28 protein-coding genes are annotated in these 18,302 nt (G+C 71.5%); 14 read left to right on the top strand and 14 right to left on the bottom strand.

Annotation, left to right across the window (positions count from 1 at the left end; translation table 11 throughout):
* Nucleotide 1: 1 nt before the first annotated feature.
* Genes AB0P25_RS10685 through AB0P25_RS10675 form a run of 3 tightly spaced genes read right to left on the bottom strand, consistent with a single transcriptional unit; the run spans nt 2 to nt 1,439 of the window.
* Entirely contained in the window at nt 2-289 is a 288-nt protein-coding gene (locus AB0P25_RS10685) for a hypothetical protein (RefSeq protein ID WP_363807203.1), read from the bottom strand.
* On the bottom strand, nt 286-879 hold the full coding sequence (locus tag AB0P25_RS10680; RefSeq protein ID WP_363807202.1) for an Asp23/Gls24 family envelope stress response protein: 594 nt from the start codon (nt 877-879) through the stop codon (nt 286-288). The genes AB0P25_RS10685 and AB0P25_RS10680 overlap by 4 nt, the downstream gene beginning before the upstream one ends.
* On the bottom strand, nt 876-1,439 hold the full coding sequence (locus tag AB0P25_RS10675; protein ID WP_363807200.1) for an RNA polymerase sigma factor: 564 nt from the start codon (nt 1,437-1,439) through the stop codon (nt 876-878). Before AB0P25_RS10675 ends, AB0P25_RS10680 begins: the two co-directional genes overlap by 4 nt.
* 144 nt (nt 1,440-1,583) lie before the next feature.
* On the opposite strand from AB0P25_RS10675, the gene AB0P25_RS10670 reads away from it, so the two are divergent.
* Genes AB0P25_RS10670 through AB0P25_RS10645 form a run of 6 tightly spaced genes read left to right on the top strand, consistent with a single transcriptional unit; the run spans nt 1,584 to nt 3,917 of the window.
* A complete protein-coding gene (locus AB0P25_RS10670) occupies nt 1,584-2,000 on the top strand; it encodes an Asp23/Gls24 family envelope stress response protein (protein ID WP_363807199.1) in 417 nt (138 codons plus the stop codon).
* Nucleotides 1,997-2,188, top strand: a complete 192-nt coding sequence (locus AB0P25_RS10665; protein WP_363807198.1) for a hypothetical protein — start codon at nt 1,997-1,999, stop codon at nt 2,186-2,188. Before AB0P25_RS10670 ends, AB0P25_RS10665 begins: the two co-directional genes overlap by 4 nt.
* On the top strand, nt 2,185-2,508 hold the full coding sequence (locus AB0P25_RS10660) for a hypothetical protein (protein ID WP_363807195.1): 324 nt from the start codon (nt 2,185-2,187) through the stop codon (nt 2,506-2,508). Before AB0P25_RS10665 ends, AB0P25_RS10660 begins: the two co-directional genes overlap by 4 nt.
* On the top strand, nt 2,505-3,077 hold the full coding sequence (locus AB0P25_RS10655) for a DUF6286 domain-containing protein (RefSeq protein WP_363807194.1): 573 nt from the start codon (nt 2,505-2,507) through the stop codon (nt 3,075-3,077). Before AB0P25_RS10660 ends, AB0P25_RS10655 begins: the two co-directional genes overlap by 4 nt.
* Nucleotides 3,074-3,703: a hypothetical protein gene (locus AB0P25_RS10650; RefSeq protein ID WP_363807193.1), complete on the top strand. Its 630-nt coding sequence runs from the start codon at nt 3,074-3,076 to the stop codon at nt 3,701-3,703. Before AB0P25_RS10655 ends, AB0P25_RS10650 begins: the two co-directional genes overlap by 4 nt.
* A 40-nt stretch (nt 3,704-3,743) precedes the next feature.
* Nucleotides 3,744-3,917, top strand: coding sequence for a CsbD family protein (locus AB0P25_RS10645; protein WP_363807191.1), 174 nt, complete (start codon nt 3,744-3,746; stop codon nt 3,915-3,917).
* Nucleotides 3,918-3,977: 60 nt separating this feature from the next.
* Here AB0P25_RS10645 and AB0P25_RS10640 read toward each other — a convergent pair whose 3' ends face one another.
* Entirely contained in the window at nt 3,978-4,985 is a 1,008-nt protein-coding gene (locus AB0P25_RS10640; protein WP_363807190.1) for a transporter, read from the bottom strand.
* Nucleotides 4,985-5,527 (bottom strand): NAD(P)H-dependent oxidoreductase, encoded by a 543-nt coding sequence (locus AB0P25_RS10635; RefSeq protein WP_363807189.1) that lies wholly within the window; start codon nt 5,525-5,527, stop codon nt 4,985-4,987. Before AB0P25_RS10635 ends, AB0P25_RS10640 begins: the two co-directional genes overlap by 1 nt.
* A gap of 74 nt (nt 5,528-5,601) precedes the next feature.
* Between AB0P25_RS10635 and AB0P25_RS10630 the strand changes: the two genes are divergently transcribed.
* Entirely contained in the window at nt 5,602-6,045 is a 444-nt protein-coding gene (locus tag AB0P25_RS10630; RefSeq protein ID WP_363807188.1) for a CGNR zinc finger domain-containing protein, read from the top strand.
* Here AB0P25_RS10630 and AB0P25_RS10625 read toward each other — a convergent pair.
* The 3 genes from AB0P25_RS10625 to AB0P25_RS10615 all read right to left on the bottom strand — a co-directional run bounded on the left by AB0P25_RS10625 (nt 6,033) and on the right by AB0P25_RS10615 (nt 8,208).
* Nucleotides 6,033-6,524, bottom strand: coding sequence for a hypothetical protein (locus AB0P25_RS10625; RefSeq protein ID WP_363807187.1), 492 nt, complete (start codon nt 6,522-6,524; stop codon nt 6,033-6,035). The two genes, AB0P25_RS10630 and AB0P25_RS10625, sit on opposite strands and share 13 nt — an antisense overlap.
* Before the next feature lie 81 nt (nt 6,525-6,605).
* Nucleotides 6,606-7,709 carry a hypothetical protein gene (locus tag AB0P25_RS10620; protein WP_363807186.1) on the bottom strand — a complete coding sequence of 368 codons (1,104 nt, stop codon included), beginning with the start codon at nt 7,707-7,709 and terminating at the stop codon, nt 6,606-6,608.
* Nucleotides 7,710-7,839: 130 nt separating this feature from the next.
* Nucleotides 7,840-8,208, bottom strand: coding sequence for a VOC family protein (locus tag AB0P25_RS10615; RefSeq protein ID WP_363807185.1), 369 nt, complete (start codon nt 8,206-8,208; stop codon nt 7,840-7,842).
* Between the two features lie 61 nt (nt 8,209-8,269).
* Between AB0P25_RS10615 and AB0P25_RS10610 the strand changes: the two genes are divergently transcribed.
* Nucleotides 8,270-8,713 (top strand): MarR family transcriptional regulator, encoded by a 444-nt coding sequence (locus tag AB0P25_RS10610; RefSeq protein WP_363807184.1) that lies wholly within the window; start codon nt 8,270-8,272, stop codon nt 8,711-8,713.
* 6 nt (nt 8,714-8,719) lie between these two features.
* On the opposite strand, the gene AB0P25_RS10605 is transcribed toward AB0P25_RS10610, so the two are convergent.
* The 3 genes from AB0P25_RS10605 to AB0P25_RS10595 all read right to left on the bottom strand — a co-directional run bounded on the left by AB0P25_RS10605 (nt 8,720) and on the right by AB0P25_RS10595 (nt 10,305).
* Nucleotides 8,720-9,016: a DUF2277 domain-containing protein gene (locus tag AB0P25_RS10605; RefSeq protein WP_363807182.1), complete on the bottom strand. Its 297-nt coding sequence runs from the start codon at nt 9,014-9,016 to the stop codon at nt 8,720-8,722.
* 204 nt (nt 9,017-9,220) lie between these two features.
* Entirely contained in the window at nt 9,221-9,577 is a 357-nt protein-coding gene (locus tag AB0P25_RS10600) for a cupin domain-containing protein (protein ID WP_363807180.1), read from the bottom strand.
* Nucleotides 9,574-10,305: an alpha/beta hydrolase gene (locus tag AB0P25_RS10595; protein ID WP_363807179.1), complete on the bottom strand. Its 732-nt coding sequence runs from the start codon at nt 10,303-10,305 to the stop codon at nt 9,574-9,576. The genes AB0P25_RS10600 and AB0P25_RS10595 overlap by 4 nt, the downstream gene beginning before the upstream one ends.
* A 161-nt stretch (nt 10,306-10,466) precedes the next feature.
* Between AB0P25_RS10595 and AB0P25_RS10590 the strand changes: the two genes are divergently transcribed.
* From AB0P25_RS10590 to AB0P25_RS10580, 3 genes are all read left to right on the top strand, one after another.
* Nucleotides 10,467-11,201, top strand: a complete 735-nt coding sequence (locus AB0P25_RS10590) for a DUF4397 domain-containing protein (RefSeq protein ID WP_363807178.1) — start codon at nt 10,467-10,469, stop codon at nt 11,199-11,201.
* 65 nt (nt 11,202-11,266) lie between these two features.
* The gene (locus tag AB0P25_RS10585) at nt 11,267-11,707 is read left to right on the top strand and encodes a hypothetical protein (protein WP_363807177.1); all 441 of its coding nucleotides are present in this window, start codon (nt 11,267-11,269) and stop codon (nt 11,705-11,707) included.
* Nucleotides 11,688-11,870, top strand: coding sequence for a hypothetical protein (locus AB0P25_RS10580; RefSeq protein ID WP_363807175.1), 183 nt, complete (start codon nt 11,688-11,690; stop codon nt 11,868-11,870). Before AB0P25_RS10585 ends, AB0P25_RS10580 begins: the two co-directional genes overlap by 20 nt.
* 13 nt (nt 11,871-11,883) lie before the next feature.
* Here the strand turns inward: AB0P25_RS10580 and AB0P25_RS10575 are convergent, their stop codons facing one another.
* From AB0P25_RS10575 to AB0P25_RS10565, 3 genes are read right to left on the bottom strand one after another with little or no spacing between them, the layout of a single operon-like run.
* Nucleotides 11,884-12,642 carry an anti-sigma factor gene (locus tag AB0P25_RS10575; RefSeq protein ID WP_363807173.1) on the bottom strand — a complete coding sequence of 253 codons (759 nt, stop codon included), beginning with the start codon at nt 12,640-12,642 and terminating at the stop codon, nt 11,884-11,886.
* Entirely contained in the window at nt 12,632-13,174 is a 543-nt protein-coding gene (locus AB0P25_RS10570; protein WP_363807172.1) for a sigma-70 family RNA polymerase sigma factor, read from the bottom strand. Before AB0P25_RS10570 ends, AB0P25_RS10575 begins: the two co-directional genes overlap by 11 nt.
* A 17-nt stretch (nt 13,175-13,191) precedes the next feature.
* Nucleotides 13,192-14,202 (bottom strand): LacI family DNA-binding transcriptional regulator, encoded by a 1,011-nt coding sequence (locus AB0P25_RS10565; RefSeq protein ID WP_363807170.1) that lies wholly within the window; start codon nt 14,200-14,202, stop codon nt 13,192-13,194.
* Between the two features lie 180 nt (nt 14,203-14,382).
* On the opposite strand from AB0P25_RS10565, the gene AB0P25_RS10560 reads away from it, so the two are divergent.
* The 3 genes from AB0P25_RS10560 to AB0P25_RS10550 are packed head-to-tail and all read left to right on the top strand — an operon-like array spanning nt 14,383 to nt 18,283.
* A complete protein-coding gene (locus AB0P25_RS10560) occupies nt 14,383-16,428 on the top strand; it encodes a beta-galactosidase (RefSeq protein WP_363807168.1) in 2,046 nt (681 codons plus the stop codon).
* Nucleotides 16,425-17,354 (top strand): sugar ABC transporter permease, encoded by a 930-nt coding sequence (locus AB0P25_RS10555; protein WP_363807167.1) that lies wholly within the window; start codon nt 16,425-16,427, stop codon nt 17,352-17,354. Before AB0P25_RS10560 ends, AB0P25_RS10555 begins: the two co-directional genes overlap by 4 nt.
* Entirely contained in the window at nt 17,351-18,283 is a 933-nt protein-coding gene (locus AB0P25_RS10550) for a carbohydrate ABC transporter permease (RefSeq protein ID WP_363807166.1), read from the top strand. The genes AB0P25_RS10555 and AB0P25_RS10550 overlap by 4 nt, the downstream gene beginning before the upstream one ends.
* The last annotated feature ends 19 nt before the right edge of the window (nt 18,284-18,302 follow it).

The following is an 18,302-nucleotide window of genomic DNA, read 5'->3' as shown; positions in this document are numbered from 1 at the left end:
ATCAGGCGTCGATGCCCGCCGCGGTCACTTCGATCACGGCGTCGGGCATCCCGGCGTCGCGTGCCCACGCCCGGGCGACCTCGTAGACGCTGCGGCAGACCTGCGCTGCTGCGTCGTCGGAGGTGACGCCGAGGCGGATGCGGATCCGGTCGCCGGCGATCGCCACGTCCTCGCCCGCGCCGGCCACCCTCCCGATCAGGGAGGCGGCCGGATACAGCCGGGCGACGCCGGGCACCGCGGCGACCGCCGCCGCCAGCGTCGTCCCGGTCCGCACGTCCCCGTCGCTCATGGGCGCTCCTCCTCCGGCTCGCGGTCCCGCACGTCCGTCACCGTGACATCCACCGTTGCGACCGTCAGCTCGGCGTGGCGGGCGAGTTCGGCGACGACCGCCTCCCGCATCCTCCGGGCGAGCTCTGCGAACGGCTCGCCGTAGCGCACCGAGATCTCCACGTGCACGTCGACCGGCGCCCCCAGCGTCTCGACGTCTCCGTCGATCCGCGTGCGTCCGACGATCACGCCGTCGATGCCGTCGCCGACGCCGCGGATCAGCGCACGCACCGCGCCCTCCGTGAGCGCGAGGTCGGCCGTGGGATCGGGGTGGGCGACCGGGATGCGCCGGCCGGCCTGCACGTCCAGCCGGATGCCGTCGAGGATGCGGGCCACCCAGCCATCGTCGGCCGGCCGGTTCGCGGCGTCGGCCTCCAGCATCGTGCGAGTGGTGCGGCTGAGCCGATCCAGGGCTTCGAGCGCCGCGCGGCACTCGGCGGACCCCTCGATCGCCGGGTCGGCCGGGGTGCGGCCGCGCGCGAGGTAGTCGCTCAGCTCGTCGAGGGTGTGGCCGTCGATCATGTCGTCGCCGGGGAGGAGCGGATCGGTCATCGCCATCCCTCCATCGCCTCGAGCAGCCGCCGCCGTCCGCGCGCCAGCTGGCCGCGCACCGTCGACACCGGGAGGTCCAGCTCCTGCGCGATCTCCTCGTAACTGTACTGCCCGACTTCGCGCAGCACCCAGCACCTCCTCTGCAGCGCGGGCAGCTCGTCGAGCGCCCGCCCGAGCGCCTCGTTCGCGGTCCGCGCCTCGGCGAGGTGGTCGGGACGCTGGTCGGCCGGGGCGGCGGCATCCACCTCGGTCACATCGTCGTGATCGTGTCGCGCACGGATGCGGTCGATGCAGCGGCGGCTGAGGATGCGCATCAGCCACGCCTTCACCGCCGCCCCCTCCTGAAGCTCCCCGAGCCGCTTCCAGGCCGTGACGAAGGTCTCCTGCACCACGTCGTCGGACTCGTAGGTCGACCCGAGCATCCGTGCCGCGTAGGCGCCCATGAGCGGGGAATGGCGCCGCACGATGACCTCGAAGGCGACGGTGTCCCCGTCTGCCGCGCGCCCGGCGAGGATCTCATCGCTCGCCTGCGACAGGGCGTGGATTTCGGGCCGGGTCACCCCTGTGACACTACCCGTCGTTCTGTTAGAACGGATAGTAACTAGCCGATCTAGGTTTTTGAGCGATCTCACAGGTGCGAGGCGTGACGAACCGGCGCCCCGGCTCGTCAGAGAGCCGTGAGTCACCGAACGGAAGGAAACGACATGGCCACCACGACCACCGGCACCACCACCCCGACCACCGACGCGGTCCTCGGCAAGACGGTCATCAACGACGCCGTCGTCGCGAAGGTCGCCGGCATCGCCGCCCGCGAGGTCCCCGGCGTCTACGCGCTGGGCGGTGGAGCGGCCCGGGCGCTCGGCGCCCTCCGCGACGCCATGAACGCCACGGACCTCGGCCAGGGCATCAGCGTCGAGGTCGGCGAGAAGCAGGTGGCCGCCGACGTGACGATCGTCGCGGAGTACCCGGTCGCCCTCCAGAAGGTCGCGTCCGACGTGCGCGCCGCGATCGTGCAGGCCATCGAGCGCATCGTCGGTCTCGAGGTCACCGAGGTGAATGTGACCGTCAACGACGTCCACGTGCCCGGCGACGAGGACGAGCAGGAGGCGCGAGTCCAGTGACCCGGCCCATGTTCGGCGCCCTGATCGGCGGCGCACTCGCCGTCGTCTGGGCCGCGTTCGGCTTCTGGGTCTTCGTCGGCACGGCCGTGGCCATGCTGATCGGCTACCTGATCGCACGCGTCGTGGGCGGCGACCTCGACCTCGCCCGCGTCCTCGACGCCCTGCGCGGACGGCGCTCGTCGTCATGACGGCCGGACGGGACCGCTTCGCGGCGGTGGCGCTCGAGCACCTCGCCCGAGCCGTCGCCGCCGACGAGCTCGGCGTCGCGCTCCGGGAGGTCCGCGTCCGGGTCCGGGATGCGCGGGGCGCTCTCGCGGTGCGGGTCGCCTCACCCGTCCCGACCCCGTCGCTCGCTGCGGGCGGCGACGACCGGATGCCCGTCACCGCCGCACTCACCGAGGCCGGAGGTTTCATCCGAGCGCGCCTCGGGGAGCTGACCGGCCTGGAGGTGGCGCGGGTCGACATCCGCGCCACCACCGCCGATATCAGAGAGAGGAGGGTCCGATGAACCGGCTCGACGCGCGCATCGTGCGCCGCGAGACGCACTCCCCGCGTACCACTGCGGCGGTCGTCGTGGCGCTCCTCCTGATCGTGGCCACGGTGTACCTGGCCACGGAATCCGTGCTCCAGCTGCTGGGCCTGCGCCCGCTGCTGGTGGCGCCGCGCACGATCGCCGAGGCCGTTCCGGCCACCCCCTCCGCCGGGGCCCCGGTGCTGATCGTCGCGGCGCTGGCGTCGGGGCTGATCGGCCTCTGGCTGGTGGCGCTCGCCATCCTGCCCGGCCGCCGGCCCCGGCGCCGCCTCCAGGCGGAGACCGTCGCGGTGGTCGCGGACGACGAGATGCTGGCCTCCGGCTTGGCGCGTCGTGCCGCTCGCACCGCCGGCGTCTCCCCCGACGCCGTCCGCGTGTCGCTCGGACGGCGGAGCGCCGCCGTCCGCCTCGTCCCGGTGACCGGGATGCGCGTCGACCGCGACGAGGTCCGGCGTGCGGTCTCGGAGGAGTTCGCCGAGTCGGGCGCCGGGCATCCGCTGAAGGTCTCCGTGCTCGTCGCTTCGACAGGAAGGGTCGGATCGTGAACAACAGCAATCGTGCGCTGAACCGCATCCTGCTGGCCATCGTGGGTGTCGCCGCCCTCGCTGCATCGGCTGCCGCGGTCGCGCTGCTCGTCGCGCCCGGCTTCGCCGCCGGGTGGACGGCGGGCGGACGTGAGACCGTCCGCACCGCGGACACGCTGTTCGGAACGCCGCTCCGGGCGGGGACGACCGTCAGCCTCGCCGCGGCGATCGGCCTCGCGCTCGCGCTGGTGTTCGTCCTGCTGCTGGTCGCGTTCATCCTGCGCCGGGGTCGCGGCGGCACCTCGACCGTCCTCACGCTCCAGGGCGAGGACGGCACCGTCGAGGTCGACGCGGCCGTCCCGTCCGCGTTGCTCGACGACCGCCTGTCCGGCGTTCCCGGCGTTGCTGGCGTGAGCGTGAGCGCTTACCGCGTCCGCACCCAGCCCGTACTGAAGGTCACCGTGCGCTGTCGCCGCGGCGCCTCGGCCCGGATCGTCGTCGACGCGCTGGACGACGCCGTCGTCCGGATGCAGGCGGCGCTGGGCGCCCCCGTTCCCGTGTTCGCGCAACTGGTCGGCGGCTTCCGGGCCCGCCTGGCACCGGCCGTCCGCGTCGACACGTCCACGAGCACCGTCCGGTCCTCGTGACTCCCGGTAACACCCACACCCCAACTGGAAGGAGACAGCCATGAGCGCTGACGACAAGATCAAGAACGCCGCCCAGAACCTGAAGGGCAAGGCCGAGGAGGCCATCGGCAAGCTGACCGGCGACGACGCGAAGGTCGCCGAGGGCAAGGCCGACCAGACGGCCGCGAAGGCCAAGAACCTCGGCGAGGACGTCAAGGACGCCTTCAAGAAGTAGCCTTCGGGTCGATGACGGCGGATGCTGCGCGCGCGGCATCCGCCGTCGTCGTGTCCGACCTCAGCGGGTCTCCACCGCATCGTCCGCGCGCCGCAGCACGTTCTCGGCGCGCCGCGCGCCGCGCCGGACCGACGTGACGAGCACCAGCGAGCGGCCGGCGACCAGGAGAACGACCACCGTCACCAGCACCACGAGCGCCCAGGCGACGACCTGCCAGCCCGGGAAGCCCGCAACCGACAGCCACTGCATCCCGTAGCCGCCCGCCGCAGCGAGCGGGAAGGTGAACGACCAGAACCCCAGAGTGAACGGCAGCACCCGGTAGCGCGGGATGAGCGCCAGCTGCTGGAGCGCCATCAGCACCAGGAGGCCGAGCAGCGCCGTCGATACGAGGTCGGCGCGCTCCCCGTTGATCGTGAACCACGCGGTCCCGGCGACCGCCGGCGGCGCCAGCAGGATCGCGCAGGTCGGGGTCAGGGCGGCGGGCAGCGGCGGGAAGAACGCGAGCCGCGCCAGGAGGACGGTCGAGATGACGATCCAGAAGAACACCCCGACCGCGAAGGCGCCGATCGCGAGCCCCGGCAGGCCGATCCGGAACGAGGTCGTGGCGGCGATGAGTCCGGCGGCGACCGTCGGCAGCAGGTAGCCGCCGTGGAACGCCTCCGGCGGGAGGCTCCCCGCGTGCCAGAACGCCAGGATCCATCCGGCGAACGCCGCGGCCACGATGAGGGACGCGATCACCAGCACCGCGCCGGCCCACGGCACGAAGCGGTAGAGGTCCGCTCCGATTAGCATCCCGACAACGGGGACGAGCGCGGCGATCGGTCCCTGCGCGGGGTGCCGCAGCTGCGAACCCAGCGACTCGGAGCTCCTGGCGCCGCGCCGCAGGTGGGCGACGATGAGCCAGACCCAGGCGACCACCACGACGCCCCACAGCACCTGACCGACGACCTCGGGCACGCCGAGCAGGCGCCCGGCGGTCGTCCACACCCCGGCGAGACCGGCGAGCCCGAAGGCGATGGCGAGGGTGTTGAGCGGGATGCGCTTGGCGGTGCGACTGCGCGGGGTCATCACGCCGCCTCCTGCACCGGTTCCGCGGCGAGGAGTTCGCGGAAGGCGTCCGCCAGCTCGCGGAGCCCCGCGTCGTCGAGGTCGCGGACGCCGTGCACCACGAGCGGCGGCCTCCAGCGCATGCCCAGTCGATGGGCCGTCGCCTTGAGCGGCGCCAGGATCGCGTCGTACTCGAAGCTGTGGAGTTCGCCCGGCCGATAGGCGGCTTCGGCTCCGCCGGTGGTCGTGACGACACGGAGGGTCTTGCCCGCGAGCGCGCCGGCGCCTCCGGTCCCGTAGGCCCAGCCCCGCACGAGCACATCGTCGAGCCAGCGCTTCAGCGGCGCCGGCGTCGAGTACCAGTAGGTCGGATAGAGCAGCACGATGTCGTCGGCCGCGGAGAGGGCGGACTGCTCGGCGGTCGCATCCGGTGCGCCCTCCGGATAGAGCTCGGTGAGGATGCGGACGTCGACACCGGGCACCCGCCGAGCCTCTGCGGCGAGTGCGGCGCTGACGCGCGAGGCGGAGAGGTCGGGGTGACCGACGATGAGAGCGGTGCTCACGGGGTGTTTCCTTTCATAGGAGAAGGAGGGTAGCGCGTTCTGTTCTAACCTGTCAAGCCTGTTATAGTGGTTAGATGATCGAGAACGAGGAACGCCTGCTGGCGGTGCTGAACAGCGCGCCGGTGGTGGACGGCCATGTGGTCGAGACCCTCGACGACCCGCGGATGATCCGGGTGCGCGATCGCCTGCAGGCCGTGATCCGCGGCGATGCGGACGTGGAGACGCTCACGCCCTATGTGAATGGCGTGAAGCGGCGCCCGACCCTGACTCCCCGCGGGATTACGTGGGAGCTCGAGGCGCCGGCCGACGGCGCGGAGTACGCGGGCCTCGTCCTCGAGTGGGCGCGCCTCCAGGAGGAACTGCCCGGGCGGCTCCGTCCGTGCGCGAACCCCGAGTGCACCAAGTTCCTGATCGACCACAGCAAGCCGAACACCGCACGCTGGTGCTCCATGGCGACGTGCGGCAACCGGATGAAGGCCCGCCGCCACTACGCCCGCCGCTCCGCTCAGAACGCCTGAACCGGATGCCGGGCGGCGTCCCGTCGCACCAGCGCCCGGAGGAGGAGGACGCCGACCACCACGCCGAGGACGGCGACCGTGATCGTGACCGGGGGCGGCATCCCGAGGTCGATGGCCGCGACGATGCAGAAGCCGTCGAAGAGCGAGATCAGCACGAAGCCGACATGGCCGATGAAGGACCTCCGCCACCGGTCCGGCATGCGGACCAGCGTGCGCCACGCCTGCACCGCCCGGACGATCAGGTAGACGGCCAGCACGGCCAGGACCGCGAACGCGATGCGCTTCGTCACGGGCAGACCGGGCCAGTCGATCAGCACTACGACGATCAGGCACGTCATCGCCGCGGCCGTGCACCAGAAGAAGGCGGCGAACCGGCCGGAGCGCGCCGAATCCGGCACTGCCGCCAGGAGCAGGCACCCGAGCACGAACGAGGCCACGGCCAGCCCCGCGTGCAGGAGGATCAGGATCGAATGCGCCATCGGGCGGGCACGATACTCCCGTGACGCCTGCCGGTGCCAGACCTGCGCGCTCGCCGACGTGCGGATCGTGGGTCGACGGCGTCAGCCCAGAACCGGCCCGATCTCATCCAGCGTGAGCGACGGCACGAACGTCGGCTGCTCGTAGAGGCGCTGGAGGCCGGCGGGGTCGATCGCCACCAGCCGCGCGGCGCCCACGGTGTCGTCGCCGCCGCCCAGTGTCCACGCGCTGTGCCACAGCCCGGCCAGCGTGACAGCGCCGTCCACCATCAACCCCGCGGTCTGCGCGCCGAAGTCGCTCCACAGCGCGTCGGTCACCATTACCGAGGCGTCATCGGGCTTGCTCGCGACCGCGGCGTACGCGTCGACCAGCGCGCGCGGGTCGACGGCCCGGGCCGAGCGGTCCATCAGCGCGACGACGGCGACGGCGGCATCCGCCGCGGAGCCGAGCGCCGCCGGCCACGTCGCCTTCGGCAGCGCTGCCGCGATCCCCGCCACGAGCTCGCCCTCGTGGCGGTCGACCATCGTCGTCTCGTACGCCGAGTGCACGCCCATCCCCGTGCCGTCCGGGAGCCCGTCGGCCAGATACGACCCGTGGAGCGGCTGGCACGCGTCCCCGACGTAGTGCGCGACGAGTCCTGCCGCCGCGACGAACCGCACCGCGTCTCCCGCCTGCGCCGCAGCGACCAGCTCGCCGAAGAACTGCTGCACCCGGAACGGCAGCAGCCCGCGGTCGTCCGGGGCGGTCTTCCCGAGCCGCGTGTAGTAGTCCTGCCACACCGGGACCGCGACCTGGCTGGGATCGGCGACGCAGCGCTGCCGCAGAGTGGTCCCGTCGAGCGGCTGGTCGATGTCGGCGTAGTGGTTCGGGTGCTCCGGTCCGGAGCGGAAGGCGGTGTCGCGACCGCCCGGAACCGCGGAGGGGAGGTTCTTCCAGATCAGGTCCGGGACATCGGCCAGCGGGACGAATCCCTTCTGCGCGTTCACGGCGCGCAGCTCAGCCGACACCTCCCGCCCCTGCGGTCCGATGCGCACGCTGATCCGGTCGGCGTTCGCCGTCAGCAGCGTCCGCAGCGGACCCTCCGGCACGTGCTCGCACGCGAACGACGCGATCGTGTAGTGCCCGGTCTTCCCCCAGTACGGCTGCAGCGCTCCCGGGCGGAACAGCCCCGCTTCCCCATCGGCCATGGGACGGATGCTACCCACTGCAGGTGACACCGCGGTGAAGCGCTATCCTGGGGCTCCCCGTAGCTACGGGTATGGGGAACAGTGCCAGAGCCGGACCGAGCGATCGATCCGGCTCTGGTCCCGGCGGCGCTCAGTCGCCGTCGTGCAGCGTCACGTGGTACCCGTCCGGGTCGGCGAACGTGAAGGTCCGGCCGAACGGGCCGTCGATCGGCCCGGAGACGATGGTGTGGCCGCCCTCTTCGAGCGCGTCGTGGATCGCCTGCACGTCGGTCGCCTTCAGCCAGAGGGCGACGCCGATCCCGGGCTGCGCGACCGCGGCGAGGTCGGTGCCGGGCAGCGGGTCGCGGAGCGCGAAAGCGATCGGCGCGGTGTCGAAGACGACGGCGTGAGGCGGCCCGGCGGGCGAGCGCACCAGCCCGAGGTACCGCTCATAGAACGCTTGAGAGGCGTCGAGGTCTCGCACCTGCAGCGAGATGAAGTCGGGTCCGATGGCGGGCATGGCGTTCTCCTTCGTTACGTGTCAGTTTTCTGACACACAAAGGCTATGTCAGAATACTGACATGCGTCAAGACCGCGCCGGCATCGACCTCGACACCTCCCTCGGCTACCTCCTGAAGGAGGCGTCCAGCGCCCTCCGCCTCGCCATGGAGGACGTGCTCCGCCCGCTCGGCATGAGCATCACGCACTACTCGTGCCTCGAGCTGCTGGCCCAGCGGCCGGGTCTCTCCAACTCCGAGCTCGCACGCGGCACGTTCGTGACGCGGCAGACCATGAACGTCCTCCTGCAGACACTGGAACGGGACGGCGAGGTCGCGCGGGCCACCGAGGCTCCGGTCGGCAAGGCGCTCCCGACGCGGCTCACCGAGAAGGGCCGACGCAGACTGGAGTCGGCCACCGCGGCGGTGCGCGAGGTCGAGGTCAGGATGCTCACCGGCCTGACCGAGGACGAGCAGGCGGCCGCGTTCCGTATCCTGCGCGGGATGGTGACGTCGCTCCGGGGCTGACCGGCGTCAGACAGACGCCGTGCGGATGCGCACCTCGCGCTCCATCCGCTTCTCGTGCCGCTCGCGCCCCTTGATCGCCTCGAGCTCCCGGCTCTTCGGCGGCGCCGTGGTGACCAGCTGGTCGAGCATCCTGCGCGTCGCCGCGGCGATCTCGTCGATGGCCTGGTCGAAGGCGGCCGCGTTGGCGCGGGAGGGACGCGTGGACCCGCTCACCTTGCGGACGAACTGCAGCGCGGCCTCCCGCACCTCATCGTCCGTCGTCGCCGGCTCGAAGTTGTGAAGGCAGCGGATGTTGCGGCACATGTGCCGACGATACGCCTACTCGTGCGGCGGCAGGGTGATCGAACCGGTCATCGCACCCGGGTCCGCCGACAGGGCGGAGTCGGACTCGACGAGGGTGCGCTCGATGTGATCGCGAAGCGAGCTCATGGTGTTCCTTACGTACAGAAGACAACCGGAACATCCTGCGCCCTCCCGGCTGGGAGATCGCAGAGGACGCCCGGCGCGTCACCCGGGATCGACGAACGTCGCCAGCGCCTGGTCGGGCTCCACGAGGTACGTCGACAGCATCCGGCCGGTCCCCGGCCCGAGGTCGCGGGCGTTGTGCGGCGTCCCCGGCGGGATGAGGAAGCCGCTCCCCGCCTCGAGGTGCAGCGTCTCGGCGTCGTGGATGCGCATCTCCACCGTCCCGGCGAGGATGTAGCCGACCTCCTCCCCCGGGTGCGTGTGCCAGCCGGACTCGACGCCCTCCGGTATCTCGGTGAGCACCTGCACGATGATCCGGCCCGGGATGGAGGACGACGCGCGCTGCACCTCGGTGCGCTTCAGCCGCCCGGCGAGGTCGTCGCGCGCGCCGTCGGTCATCGGCCGACCGCCTCGCTTGCGCGCAGGATGACGTCCGCCACGGCGCGCGGCTGGGAGACCATGATGAGGTGCGAGCCCTCCATCGTGGTGAGCTCCGCACCCGCGGCCTTCGCCATCGCGAGCAGGACGTCCGACCCGGCCGCCTTGTCGCCGGTCGCGACCACGGCCCACGAGGGCACCTGCTTCCAGGCCGGGGCTCCGTTCTTCTCCTCGAACGCGGACGCGGCGACCGGACGCTGGGAGGCGGCGAGCACCGCTCCCACTTCGGGCGGGAGGTCGCCGGCGAAGACGCGCGGGAACTCGTTCTCCGCAACGAAGAGCTCGACCGCCGGCTGCCCGTCGGGGCCGGGGAAGTTCTTCTGCACCAGCGCCGGCCCGAGGGCGCTGTCGCGGGAGGTCCCCTCGATCTCGCCGAGCACCTGACCCTCGTCCGGCGCGAAACCGGAGACGAAGACCAGACCCTTCACCGCGTCCAGCCCGGTGCCGGCGTTGCTGATGATCGCGCCGCCATAGGAGTGGCCGACCAGGAGGACGGGACCGTCCAGCTGCTCGACCACACTCCGCAGGTACGCCGAATCGACCGCGATCCCTCGCAAGGCGATCGCCGGGACGAGGACGGGGACCCCCGCCTCCTGAAGCAGCTGCGTGACGCCCGCCCAGCTCGCGCCATCGGCGAATGCGCCGTGGACCAGGACGACGGTGACGTCGACCTCCCGAGTATCCGACATGGTTCCTCCCCTTCGATCACCCCGACGATGCGCACAGAGTAGGGCGGTTTTCCCTCGCTCGGCTAGAAGAATTCGTGGTCTGCGCATCCGATCGACCCGGTCCCGGGGAATGACTTCACGAGGGGCTCCGCCGGAGACCCGATGACACGAAGGGGTTCATCATGATGAGGAAGCGGTGGTGGCGGATCGGGGTGATCTCCGCCGCGGCGCTCGCGCTGATCGGGGTGTCGGCGGCACCCGCGAACGCGGCGCCCCAGCAGGCCTGGAGGTCGTTCGGGATCTCGCAGGTCTCGGTCTTCCACGGCGTCCCGGCGACGCCCGTGGACGTGTACGTGAACCACATCCGGGTGCTGAACGACTTCCAGCCCGGGACGTTCGCCGGCCCGTACCTGCTGCCGTCCGGCACCTACCGGCTGGCGATCACCGCGGCCGACGCGAGGAACGACAGCAGCCCGGTCATCGGTCCGGTCACCGTCAGCTTCGCTCGGAACACCAGCTACACGGTCGCCGCGCACCTGACGGCCGCGGGCGCGCCGACCGCGACCGTGTTCACCAACGACCTCTCGAAGACGCCGTACGGCCAGGGTCGGCTGGTCGTGCGGCACACCGCCGCCGCGCCCGCCGTCGACGTCCTCGCAGGCGGCACACCGGTCATCCGGTCGCTCACCAACCCGAACCAGGCAGCGCTCGTGCTGCCGGCGGGGATGGTGAACGCGTCGGTCGCCCTGGCCGGGACGACGGCCCCCGTGATCGGTCCGGCGGCGGTGCCGGTCGACTCCCGGCAGAACACGATCGTCTACGCCTGGGGCAGCGCGTCCGCCGGGAACCTGACGGTCGCCGTCCAGACACTGAGACAAGGGAGCCTGCTGTCCTTCCCATGGATGACCCGGCACTGAGAACCACCCGGCCGGCGGGCACAGCACCCACCCGCCGGCCGGGCGCGCCCGCGCCGCGGAGGCGGATGGTCGAGCAGCACGTGGGCGCTGCCGTGCACGCCTTCCTCGGCCCGACGTGGGTGGTCCTCCTCTCGGCACGGGCCACCCGCGCCGGGCGGAGGGAGTTCCGCCGCCGCCTGTCCGGCCCGGTCGAGCTGAGGGCCGGATGCGACGCGACCGGGGCCGAGCGGATGTCCGAGGGCGACGTGCTCGCCCTGCTCCGCGCCCGTGGAGCGCCCGAGCAGTGCGTGCTCGTCAAGGACGGACTGCTCGAGGACGAGGTCACCGACCTGCCCTCGGCCCTGCACCGGGTGCTTCAGAGCCCCGAGGGCGCCCTGATCTCGTGCATCGCCGGGCGGCTCTGCTTCGTGCAGAGCGACGGCGGACGCACCCGCGCGGTCTTCGCCGCGACCACAGCCGACCCCGATCGAGAGGATGGGATGGACCATGTCGAAGACAGCCGATGACCTGGCACGGGCGGTCGCCGAACTGGCGGGCAGCCTGCCCGGCGAGCCGACGCCCGAGCAGATCGCCCCGCTGCTGGCCGGCCTGAGCCGGCGCGAGCGGGCCGTGGTGGCGCTCTTCTTCGAGCGGCTGGCGGAGGGCGAGCGCGGGCTCTTCGCGGGCTGAGGCGACGCGGGCGTCACCCGGAGGCGAGCGTCCCCCGGACAATGCTGTCCCCGGAGTGCGCGGGGTCGCCGTTCAGCGGCTGCTGCGAGATGTCGACGACGGGGTAATCGGCGGCCGCGATGTTGGGCGGCATGGCGAACGTGCCGGAGTCGCCGTCGAGCAGGCCGACGCTGATCGACTTCGTGAGGTCGCTGTTCATCAGCCAGACTTCGCGGTAATCGCCGCTGGAGTGGACGGCCGGGGAGTCGAGCTCGATCTGGAGCACGGTCGTCCCGTCGGTCTGCCGTTCCATCGTGGCGCTGCCGCTCGAGGTCGACCACGCGGGCAGGCCCGCGAGCGTCGCGTGCGCCTGGACCTGCGCGGTGGGGCGGAGCACGAGAACTACCGAGACGACGACGGCGATCAGGACCACGGCGGCGCCCGACAGCGCGGCCACCCAGCGGCGGCGGGATGCGGTGCTCCGCTCGCGGCGCCGGGGAGCCACGTGCGCGGGCTGCTCCGAGGGCGCGGGCTCCGGGGTGACCATCGCCGCGGACTCCGTCGGCGCCTCCATCGTCAGCTGGGCGCGGATGCCCTCCCACACCGCCGGGGACGGCTCCCTCAGCTCGAAGTCGACCGGCCCGTTCTCCCGTGCGGCGCGGGTGACGCGCATCAGCCGGTCGAGCTCCGACCGGCACTCCGCGCAGCCCATGACGTGCTCGACGTCGGCCTCGTCAACGTCCGGGTCGCCGAGCGCCAGCATGGCGAGGGCGTCGGGATCGCTATGCGTCATCCGCGTCCTCCAGCCGTGCTCGCAGCCGGAGCAGGCTGCGCCGGATGTGACTCTTGACGGTGCCCAGCGGCAGGTCGAGCTGCGCCGCGATCTGCGTGTGCGTCAGCCGATCGTAGAACGCCATCCGCATGATCTGCTGCGGAACCGGGTCGAGTTGACCGAGTTCCTGACTCATCTCCACGCTGTCCGCGATCTCGTCCGTCCAGGTCAGCGATTGCAGGTAGACGCTCTCCATCAGCGCCTGCAGCTCGCGCTGCCGCTTCGCCCGCGCCTCGTACGCGTCCACGATCTTGTGCCGGGTGATCGCCATCAGCCAGGTGCTGAGCTTCGCCCGGGCCGGATCGAAGGAGGCGCGGCTCTGCCACGCGGCGACGAACACCTGCTGGGTCACGTCCTCCGCGTCGGCGACGTCGCCGAGCGAGCGGAGCGCGAGCGTGTAGACCAGCCGGCCCCAGCGCTGGTACAGGCGCTCGATCGCGTCCACCTCGCCGGACTGCAGCCCGGCGATCAGTGAACGCTCGGTGTCATCCACGAGGCCATCATCACCCGTCAGGCGGATTCGCGCCACACGATGGGCGTGTCGAGCACGAGCCCGCCGGCGGTCGTGTCGCCCGTGCGGATCTGTTCGAGCACCGCCTCGGCCGCCGAGCTGCCCAGGCCCTCGGCGGGCTGGTGGACGGTCGACAGTGCGGGGGTGGTCCGGGTCGCCCAGGAGCTGTCGTCGAAGCCGACGAGCCCGACATCTCCCGGCACGGTGCGCCCGGCCTCGAGGAGGGCCTGCATCGCGCCCGCGGCGACGGCGTCGGAGGCGGCGACCACACCGTCGATGTCGGGGGCGCGCTCGAGCAGGGTCCGCATCCCGTCGGCCCCGTCGTTGAACGAGTACAACGGCACGGGCACGACCAGCTCGGGGTCGTAGGCGATGCCGAGAGCTTCGCGGAACCCGGCCAGGCGGTCGGCGCCCGAATCGCGGTCGAGCGCGGCGGCGATCATCCCGATCCGGCGGCGGCCGGTCTCCATCAGCCGCCGGGTGATCGCGGCGGACGCGCCCCGGTTGTCGATGCCGATGAACGGCGCGGTGATGCCCGGCGGATGCCCGACGAAGGCGGCGGGCAGCCCCAGGCGCTCGATGACCGAGAGGATCGGGTCGCGGTCGCGCGCCGACACCACGATCGCGCCGTCGACGAAGCCGCCGCTGAGGTAGCGCGAGACGCGGTCGGTGTCGCGTTCGGAGTCCACGATCAGGCACACCATCTGGTAGTCGTGGGCCGACAGAGCGGCGTTCGCACCGAGCATGATCACGCCGATGTTCGGGTCCTCCAGGAACACCGAGTGCGGCTCGTGGACGATGAAGCCGACCGCCTGCGTGCGCTGCCGGACCAGGCTCCGCGCCGCGGTGTTCGGCGTGTAGCCGACCTTGCGGATCGCCGCCTCGATCGCCTGCCGCGCCTCGCTCGACACGTAGTGGCCGCCGTTGACATAGCGCGAGACCGTTCCCCGCGAGACGCCCGCCTCGAGCGCCACGTCCATCACGGTGGCGCGGCGGCGGGGTTCGGTCATGGAGGCAGTCTAGGGGATGCCGGTGCTTGACAGACGGAATGCGGTCTGCTTAGTCTGTGCACGTTCACAGTCCCGTCCCGTCGGGTTCGAGGCGACACGGACTGTGCACGTTCCCACAAGATCGACGACAACGCGCACGCGCCGATGTGTGCACGTTCACAGACTGGCAAAGGAGCCATAGTGCTCATCCCCGACGCGGACGGCATGATCCTCGGGTGCGACTACAACCCCGAGCAGTGGGATCGCGCCGTCTGGCGCGAGGACATCGCGCTGATGCGCGAACTCGGCGTCGGGCTCGTCGCCATCAACATCTTCGGCTGGGCGGAGGTCAACCCGGCGAAGGGCGTATGGGATTTCTCGGGTCTCGACGAGATCATCGGCCTCCTCCATGACGCGGGCATCCGGGTGAACCTCGGCACCGCCACCTCTTCAACCCCGGCCTGGCTCACGACCCTGCACCCCGAACTGCTGCCGGTCGCGATCGACGGCACCCGCCGCTTCCCCGGCGGACGACAGGCCTTCTGCCCGAGCTCGCCGGTCTACCGCCGCTACGCCCTCGCGCTGGTCGAGCGCATCGCCGAGCGCTACGGCGACCACCCGGCGGTCGCCCTGTGGCACGTCTCGAACGAGATGGGCTGCCACAACGCCCTCTGCTACTGCGACGAGAGCGCCGCGGCGTTCCGCGGCTGGCTCCGCGAGCGTTATGCGACGATCGGCCGCCTCAACGAGGCGTGGGGCACCGCGTTCTGGAGCCAGCGCTACGGGGCGTGGGACGAGGTCCTGCCGCCACGCGCCACGCTGTCCACCCGGAATCCGGCACAGGTGGTCGACTTCCACCGGTTCTCCTCCGACACCCTGCTCGATCACTTCCGCGCCGAGCAGGAGGTCATCCGCCGGCACAGCGACCGTCCGGTGACCACGAACCTCATGAACGCCGCGCACATCCAGAACATGGACTACTGGAGCTGGGCGGGCGACCTCGACCTCATCGCGAACGACCACTACCTCGACGACCGCCTCGACGACCCGACGACGGAGCTCGCCTTCGCCGCCGACCTCACCCGCGGCCTCGCGCAGGGCCGTCCGTGGATGCTCATGGAAACGTCCACCGGAGCCGTCAACTGGCAGCCGGTGAACCTGGCCAAAGCGCCCGGCCAGCTGCTCCGGAACGCGCTCACGCACGTCGCCCGCGGCGCCGACGCGATCTGCTTCTTCCAGTGGCGCGCGTCCGTGCGCGGCTCCGAGAAGTTCCACTCGGCCCTGCTGCCGCACGCCGGCACCGACTCGGCGACCTGGCGTGAGGCGCAGGAGCTCGCCCGCGCACTCGGCGCACTCTCGGAGGTCACCGGCACCACCGTGCGGGCCGAGGTCGCGATCGTCTTCTCCTGGCAGTCGTGGTGGGCCGCGAACGGCGACAACCTCCCAAGCCAGAACGTCCGCTACCTCGAACAGGTCCACGCGGCCTACCGCGCTCTGCGCGCGGCCGGGGTGACCGTCGACGTCGTCGCTCCCGGCGCCGACCTGACCGGCTACCGGCTGGTGGCGGTGCCCGCCCTCTACTCGCTCACGGAGAGCCAGGCCGCCGGGCTGCACCGCTACGTCGAGCAGGGCGGCCACGCCGTCGTCACGTTCTTCAGCGGCCTCGTCGACGAGGAGCAGGCGGTCGTCACGGGCGGCTACCCCGGTCTCCTGCGCGACCTGCTCGGCGTGCGGATGGATGAGTTCACGCCGCTCGTGCCGGGCGACAGCGTCCGGCTGAGCTCCGGCCGCACCGGCGCGGTCTGGAGCGAGCGCGGCCGGGCGACCACCGCAACGGTCGTCGACACGTTCGCCGAGGGCCCGGCCGCCGGGAGCCCCGCGATCACCCGCAACGCCTACGGCGACGGCACCGCGTGGTACGTCGCCACCGAGCTCGACCAGCTCGACCTCGACGACCTGGTCCGCGAAGCCCTCGACGGCGCCGGCGTCGCCCCCCTCGCCGCCGGCGCCGCCGAGTTGGACGTCACCCGCCGTGTCGGCGCCGACGGCACCTCGTTCCTGTTCGCCATCAACCACGGCGACCACGAGGTGGAGCTCGCCTCCACAGGCGTCGACCTGCTCTCCGGCGAGCGCTTGGAGTCGTCCGTCGTCGTCTCCGCGGGCGGCGTCCGCATCATCCGCGAGGACGCCGCGCCCGTCCTCGTCCCCGCCGGCGATGCCGGGATCAGCAGAGAGGAGGCGTCATGACCGTGACGTCCGCCACCGCGCGGGCCGAGGCGCCCGCGCGCCCGCCCCGCCGCCGCATCCGGACTCCGCACAAGCGCGCGATCACCGCGCTGGTCGCGCCGTTCCTGGTGCTGTTCGCCCTGTTCTATGCGCTGCCCGTGGCCTACGCGGTCTGGGAGTCGCTGCTCGTCGTCCAGCGCGACGGCACGTTCGGCCCGGCGACCGAGGTCTTCGGCGGCCTGCAGCAGTACGCGCTGGTGTTCCAGGATCAGGCGTTCTGGGGATCCGTGGGCCGCGTCCTCCTGTTCGGCGTCGTGCAGGTGCCGGTCATGCTCGGACTCGCGCTCGTGTTCGCCCTGCTGCTCGACTCCCCGCTCGTGAAGGGCAAGCGGTTCTTCCGCCTCGCCTACTTCGTCCCGTACGCGGTGCCGGGCGTCATCGCGGCGATCATGTGGGGCTTCCTGTTCTCGCCGAACCTGTCGCCGTTCTCGGCGCTGACCAAGGCGGTCCCGTTCCTCGGTGCCGACCTCGTCCTGTGGTCGATCGCCAACGTCGTCACCTGGGTCTACGTCGGCTACAACATGCTCATCATCTACTCGGCGCTGCTCGCGGTGCCGCAGGAGATCTACGAGGCGGCGCGCCTGGACGGCGCCGGCCAGTTCCGGATGGCGTGGTCGATCAAGATCCCGATCGTGCGGCCCGCGATCCTCATGACCGCCGTGTTCTCCATCATCGGCACGCTGCAGCTGCTCGCCGAACCGCAGGTGTTCGCGTCCTTCAGCTCCGCCGTCACGAGCACCTACACGCCGAACATGACGATCTACGCGACCAGCTCGCTCCCGAACTACAACCTCGCCGCCGCGTTCAGCGTCGTGCTGGCGCTGGCCACCTTCATCCTCTCGTTCACCTTCCTCAAGGTGACGCAGCGAAAGGGGCAGGACGCGTGACCGCCGAAACCCTCATCCCCGTCCCGACCGGCGAGCGCGCCGAACGCGAGGAGCGCCGTCGCAGTCGTCGCAGCGGACGCGGCACCGGCCCGAAGCAGAGCCCGGTCTCGCGCGCCGTGGCGATGACCGTCATGGTCGTCTTCACCCTGTACACACTCATCCCGCTGTGGTGGCTGGTCGTCGCGTCCTCCAAGTCCCGCGGGCAGCTCCTGACCACGAACGGCCTGTGGTTCGCCGACTTCAACCTGTTCAAGAACATCGGCGACATGCTCGCGTACGGGGACGGCATCTTCGGGCGGTGGATGCTCAACAGCATCCTGTACGCCGGTGTCGGCGGGTTCCTCGCGACCCTGCTCGCCGGGATGTGCGGCTACGCGCTGGCGAAGTACCGCTTCCGCGGCCGCGAGACGCTGTTCAACGTCGTCCTCGGCGGCGTGCTGGTCCCGGCGACCGCGCTGGCCCTCCCGCTGTTCCTGCTGTTCAGCAAGGTCCAGCTCACCGACACGATCTGGGCCGTGCTGCTGCCGTCCATCGTCAGCCCCTTCGGCGTCTACCTGAGCCGCATCTTCGCGGCGGCGAGCGTGCCGGACGAGCTGATGGAGGCCGCGAGGCTCGACGGCTCGGGCGAGCTGCGCACCTTCTTCACCATCGCGGTGCGGCTGATGACGCCGGCGCTCGTGACGGTGTTCCTGTTCCAGTTCGTCGCGATCTGGAACAACTTCTTCCTGCCGCTGATCATGCTGCGCTCCACCGAGCTGTTCCCGGTCACCTTCGGCCTCTACACGTGGAACACGCAGATCAACCAGGTCCCGGAGCTCCGCACGTTCGTGCTCTCCGGCGCCTTCCTGTCCATCATCCCCCTCGTCGTCACGTTCCTCCTGCTCCAGCGCTACTGGCGGAACGGCCTCGGCTCCGGCTCGCTCAAGTAGCCGGCGCCCGACGACCCCA

The organism is Leifsonia sp. NPDC077715, assembly GCF_040686855.1.
GTDB lineage: Bacteria > Actinomycetota > Actinomycetes > Actinomycetales > Microbacteriaceae > Leifsonia.
The sequence above is the reverse complement of the archived record's forward strand: the minus strand, read 5'-3'. Positions and strand labels throughout refer to the sequence as shown.

Bases quoted from the DNA above. Each gene is read 5' to 3' on its own strand.
- AB0P25_RS10670 (WP_363807199.1), top strand. From the start codon at position 1,584: ATGGCCACCACGACCACCGGCACCACCACCCCGACCACCGACGCGGTC.
- AB0P25_RS10555 (WP_363807167.1), top strand. From the start codon at position 16,425: ATGACCGTGACGTCCGCCACCGCGCGGGCCGAGGCGCCCGCGCGCCCG.
- AB0P25_RS10625 (WP_363807187.1), bottom strand. From the start codon at position 6,524: ATGGCGCATTCGATCCTGATCCTCCTGCACGCGGGGCTGGCCGTGGCC.
- AB0P25_RS10615 (WP_363807185.1), bottom strand. From the start codon at position 8,208: ATGCCCGCCATCGGACCCGACTTCATCTCGCTGCAGGTGCGAGACCTC.
- AB0P25_RS10590 (WP_363807178.1), top strand. From the start codon at position 10,467: ATGATGAGGAAGCGGTGGTGGCGGATCGGGGTGATCTCCGCCGCGGCG.
- AB0P25_RS10580 (WP_363807175.1), top strand. From the start codon at position 11,688: ATGTCGAAGACAGCCGATGACCTGGCACGGGCGGTCGCCGAACTGGCG.
- AB0P25_RS10610 (WP_363807184.1), top strand. From the start codon at position 8,270: ATGCGTCAAGACCGCGCCGGCATCGACCTCGACACCTCCCTCGGCTAC.
- AB0P25_RS10605 (WP_363807182.1), bottom strand. From the start codon at position 9,016: ATGTGCCGCAACATCCGCTGCCTTCACAACTTCGAGCCGGCGACGACG.
- AB0P25_RS10640 (WP_363807190.1), bottom strand. From the start codon at position 4,985: ATGACCCCGCGCAGTCGCACCGCCAAGCGCATCCCGCTCAACACCCTC.
- AB0P25_RS10655 (WP_363807194.1), top strand. From the start codon at position 2,505: ATGAACCGGCTCGACGCGCGCATCGTGCGCCGCGAGACGCACTCCCCG.
- AB0P25_RS10620 (WP_363807186.1), bottom strand. From the start codon at position 7,709: ATGGCCGATGGGGAAGCGGGGCTGTTCCGCCCGGGAGCGCTGCAGCCG.
- AB0P25_RS10685 (WP_363807203.1), bottom strand. From the start codon at position 289: ATGAGCGACGGGGACGTGCGGACCGGGACGACGCTGGCGGCGGCGGTC.
- AB0P25_RS10680 (WP_363807202.1), bottom strand. From the start codon at position 879: ATGACCGATCCGCTCCTCCCCGGCGACGACATGATCGACGGCCACACC.
- AB0P25_RS10600 (WP_363807180.1), bottom strand. From the start codon at position 9,577: ATGACCGACGGCGCGCGCGACGACCTCGCCGGGCGGCTGAAGCGCACC.
- AB0P25_RS10565 (WP_363807170.1), bottom strand. From the start codon at position 14,202: ATGACCGAACCCCGCCGCCGCGCCACCGTGATGGACGTGGCGCTCGAG.
- AB0P25_RS10585 (WP_363807177.1), top strand. From the start codon at position 11,267: ATGGTCGAGCAGCACGTGGGCGCTGCCGTGCACGCCTTCCTCGGCCCG.
- AB0P25_RS10645 (WP_363807191.1), top strand. From the start codon at position 3,744: ATGAGCGCTGACGACAAGATCAAGAACGCCGCCCAGAACCTGAAGGGC.
- AB0P25_RS10660 (WP_363807195.1), top strand. From the start codon at position 2,185: ATGACGGCCGGACGGGACCGCTTCGCGGCGGTGGCGCTCGAGCACCTC.
- AB0P25_RS10595 (WP_363807179.1), bottom strand. From the start codon at position 10,305: ATGTCGGATACTCGGGAGGTCGACGTCACCGTCGTCCTGGTCCACGGC.
- AB0P25_RS10630 (WP_363807188.1), top strand. From the start codon at position 5,602: ATGATCGAGAACGAGGAACGCCTGCTGGCGGTGCTGAACAGCGCGCCG.
- AB0P25_RS10575 (WP_363807173.1), bottom strand. From the start codon at position 12,642: ATGACGCATAGCGATCCCGACGCCCTCGCCATGCTGGCGCTCGGCGAC.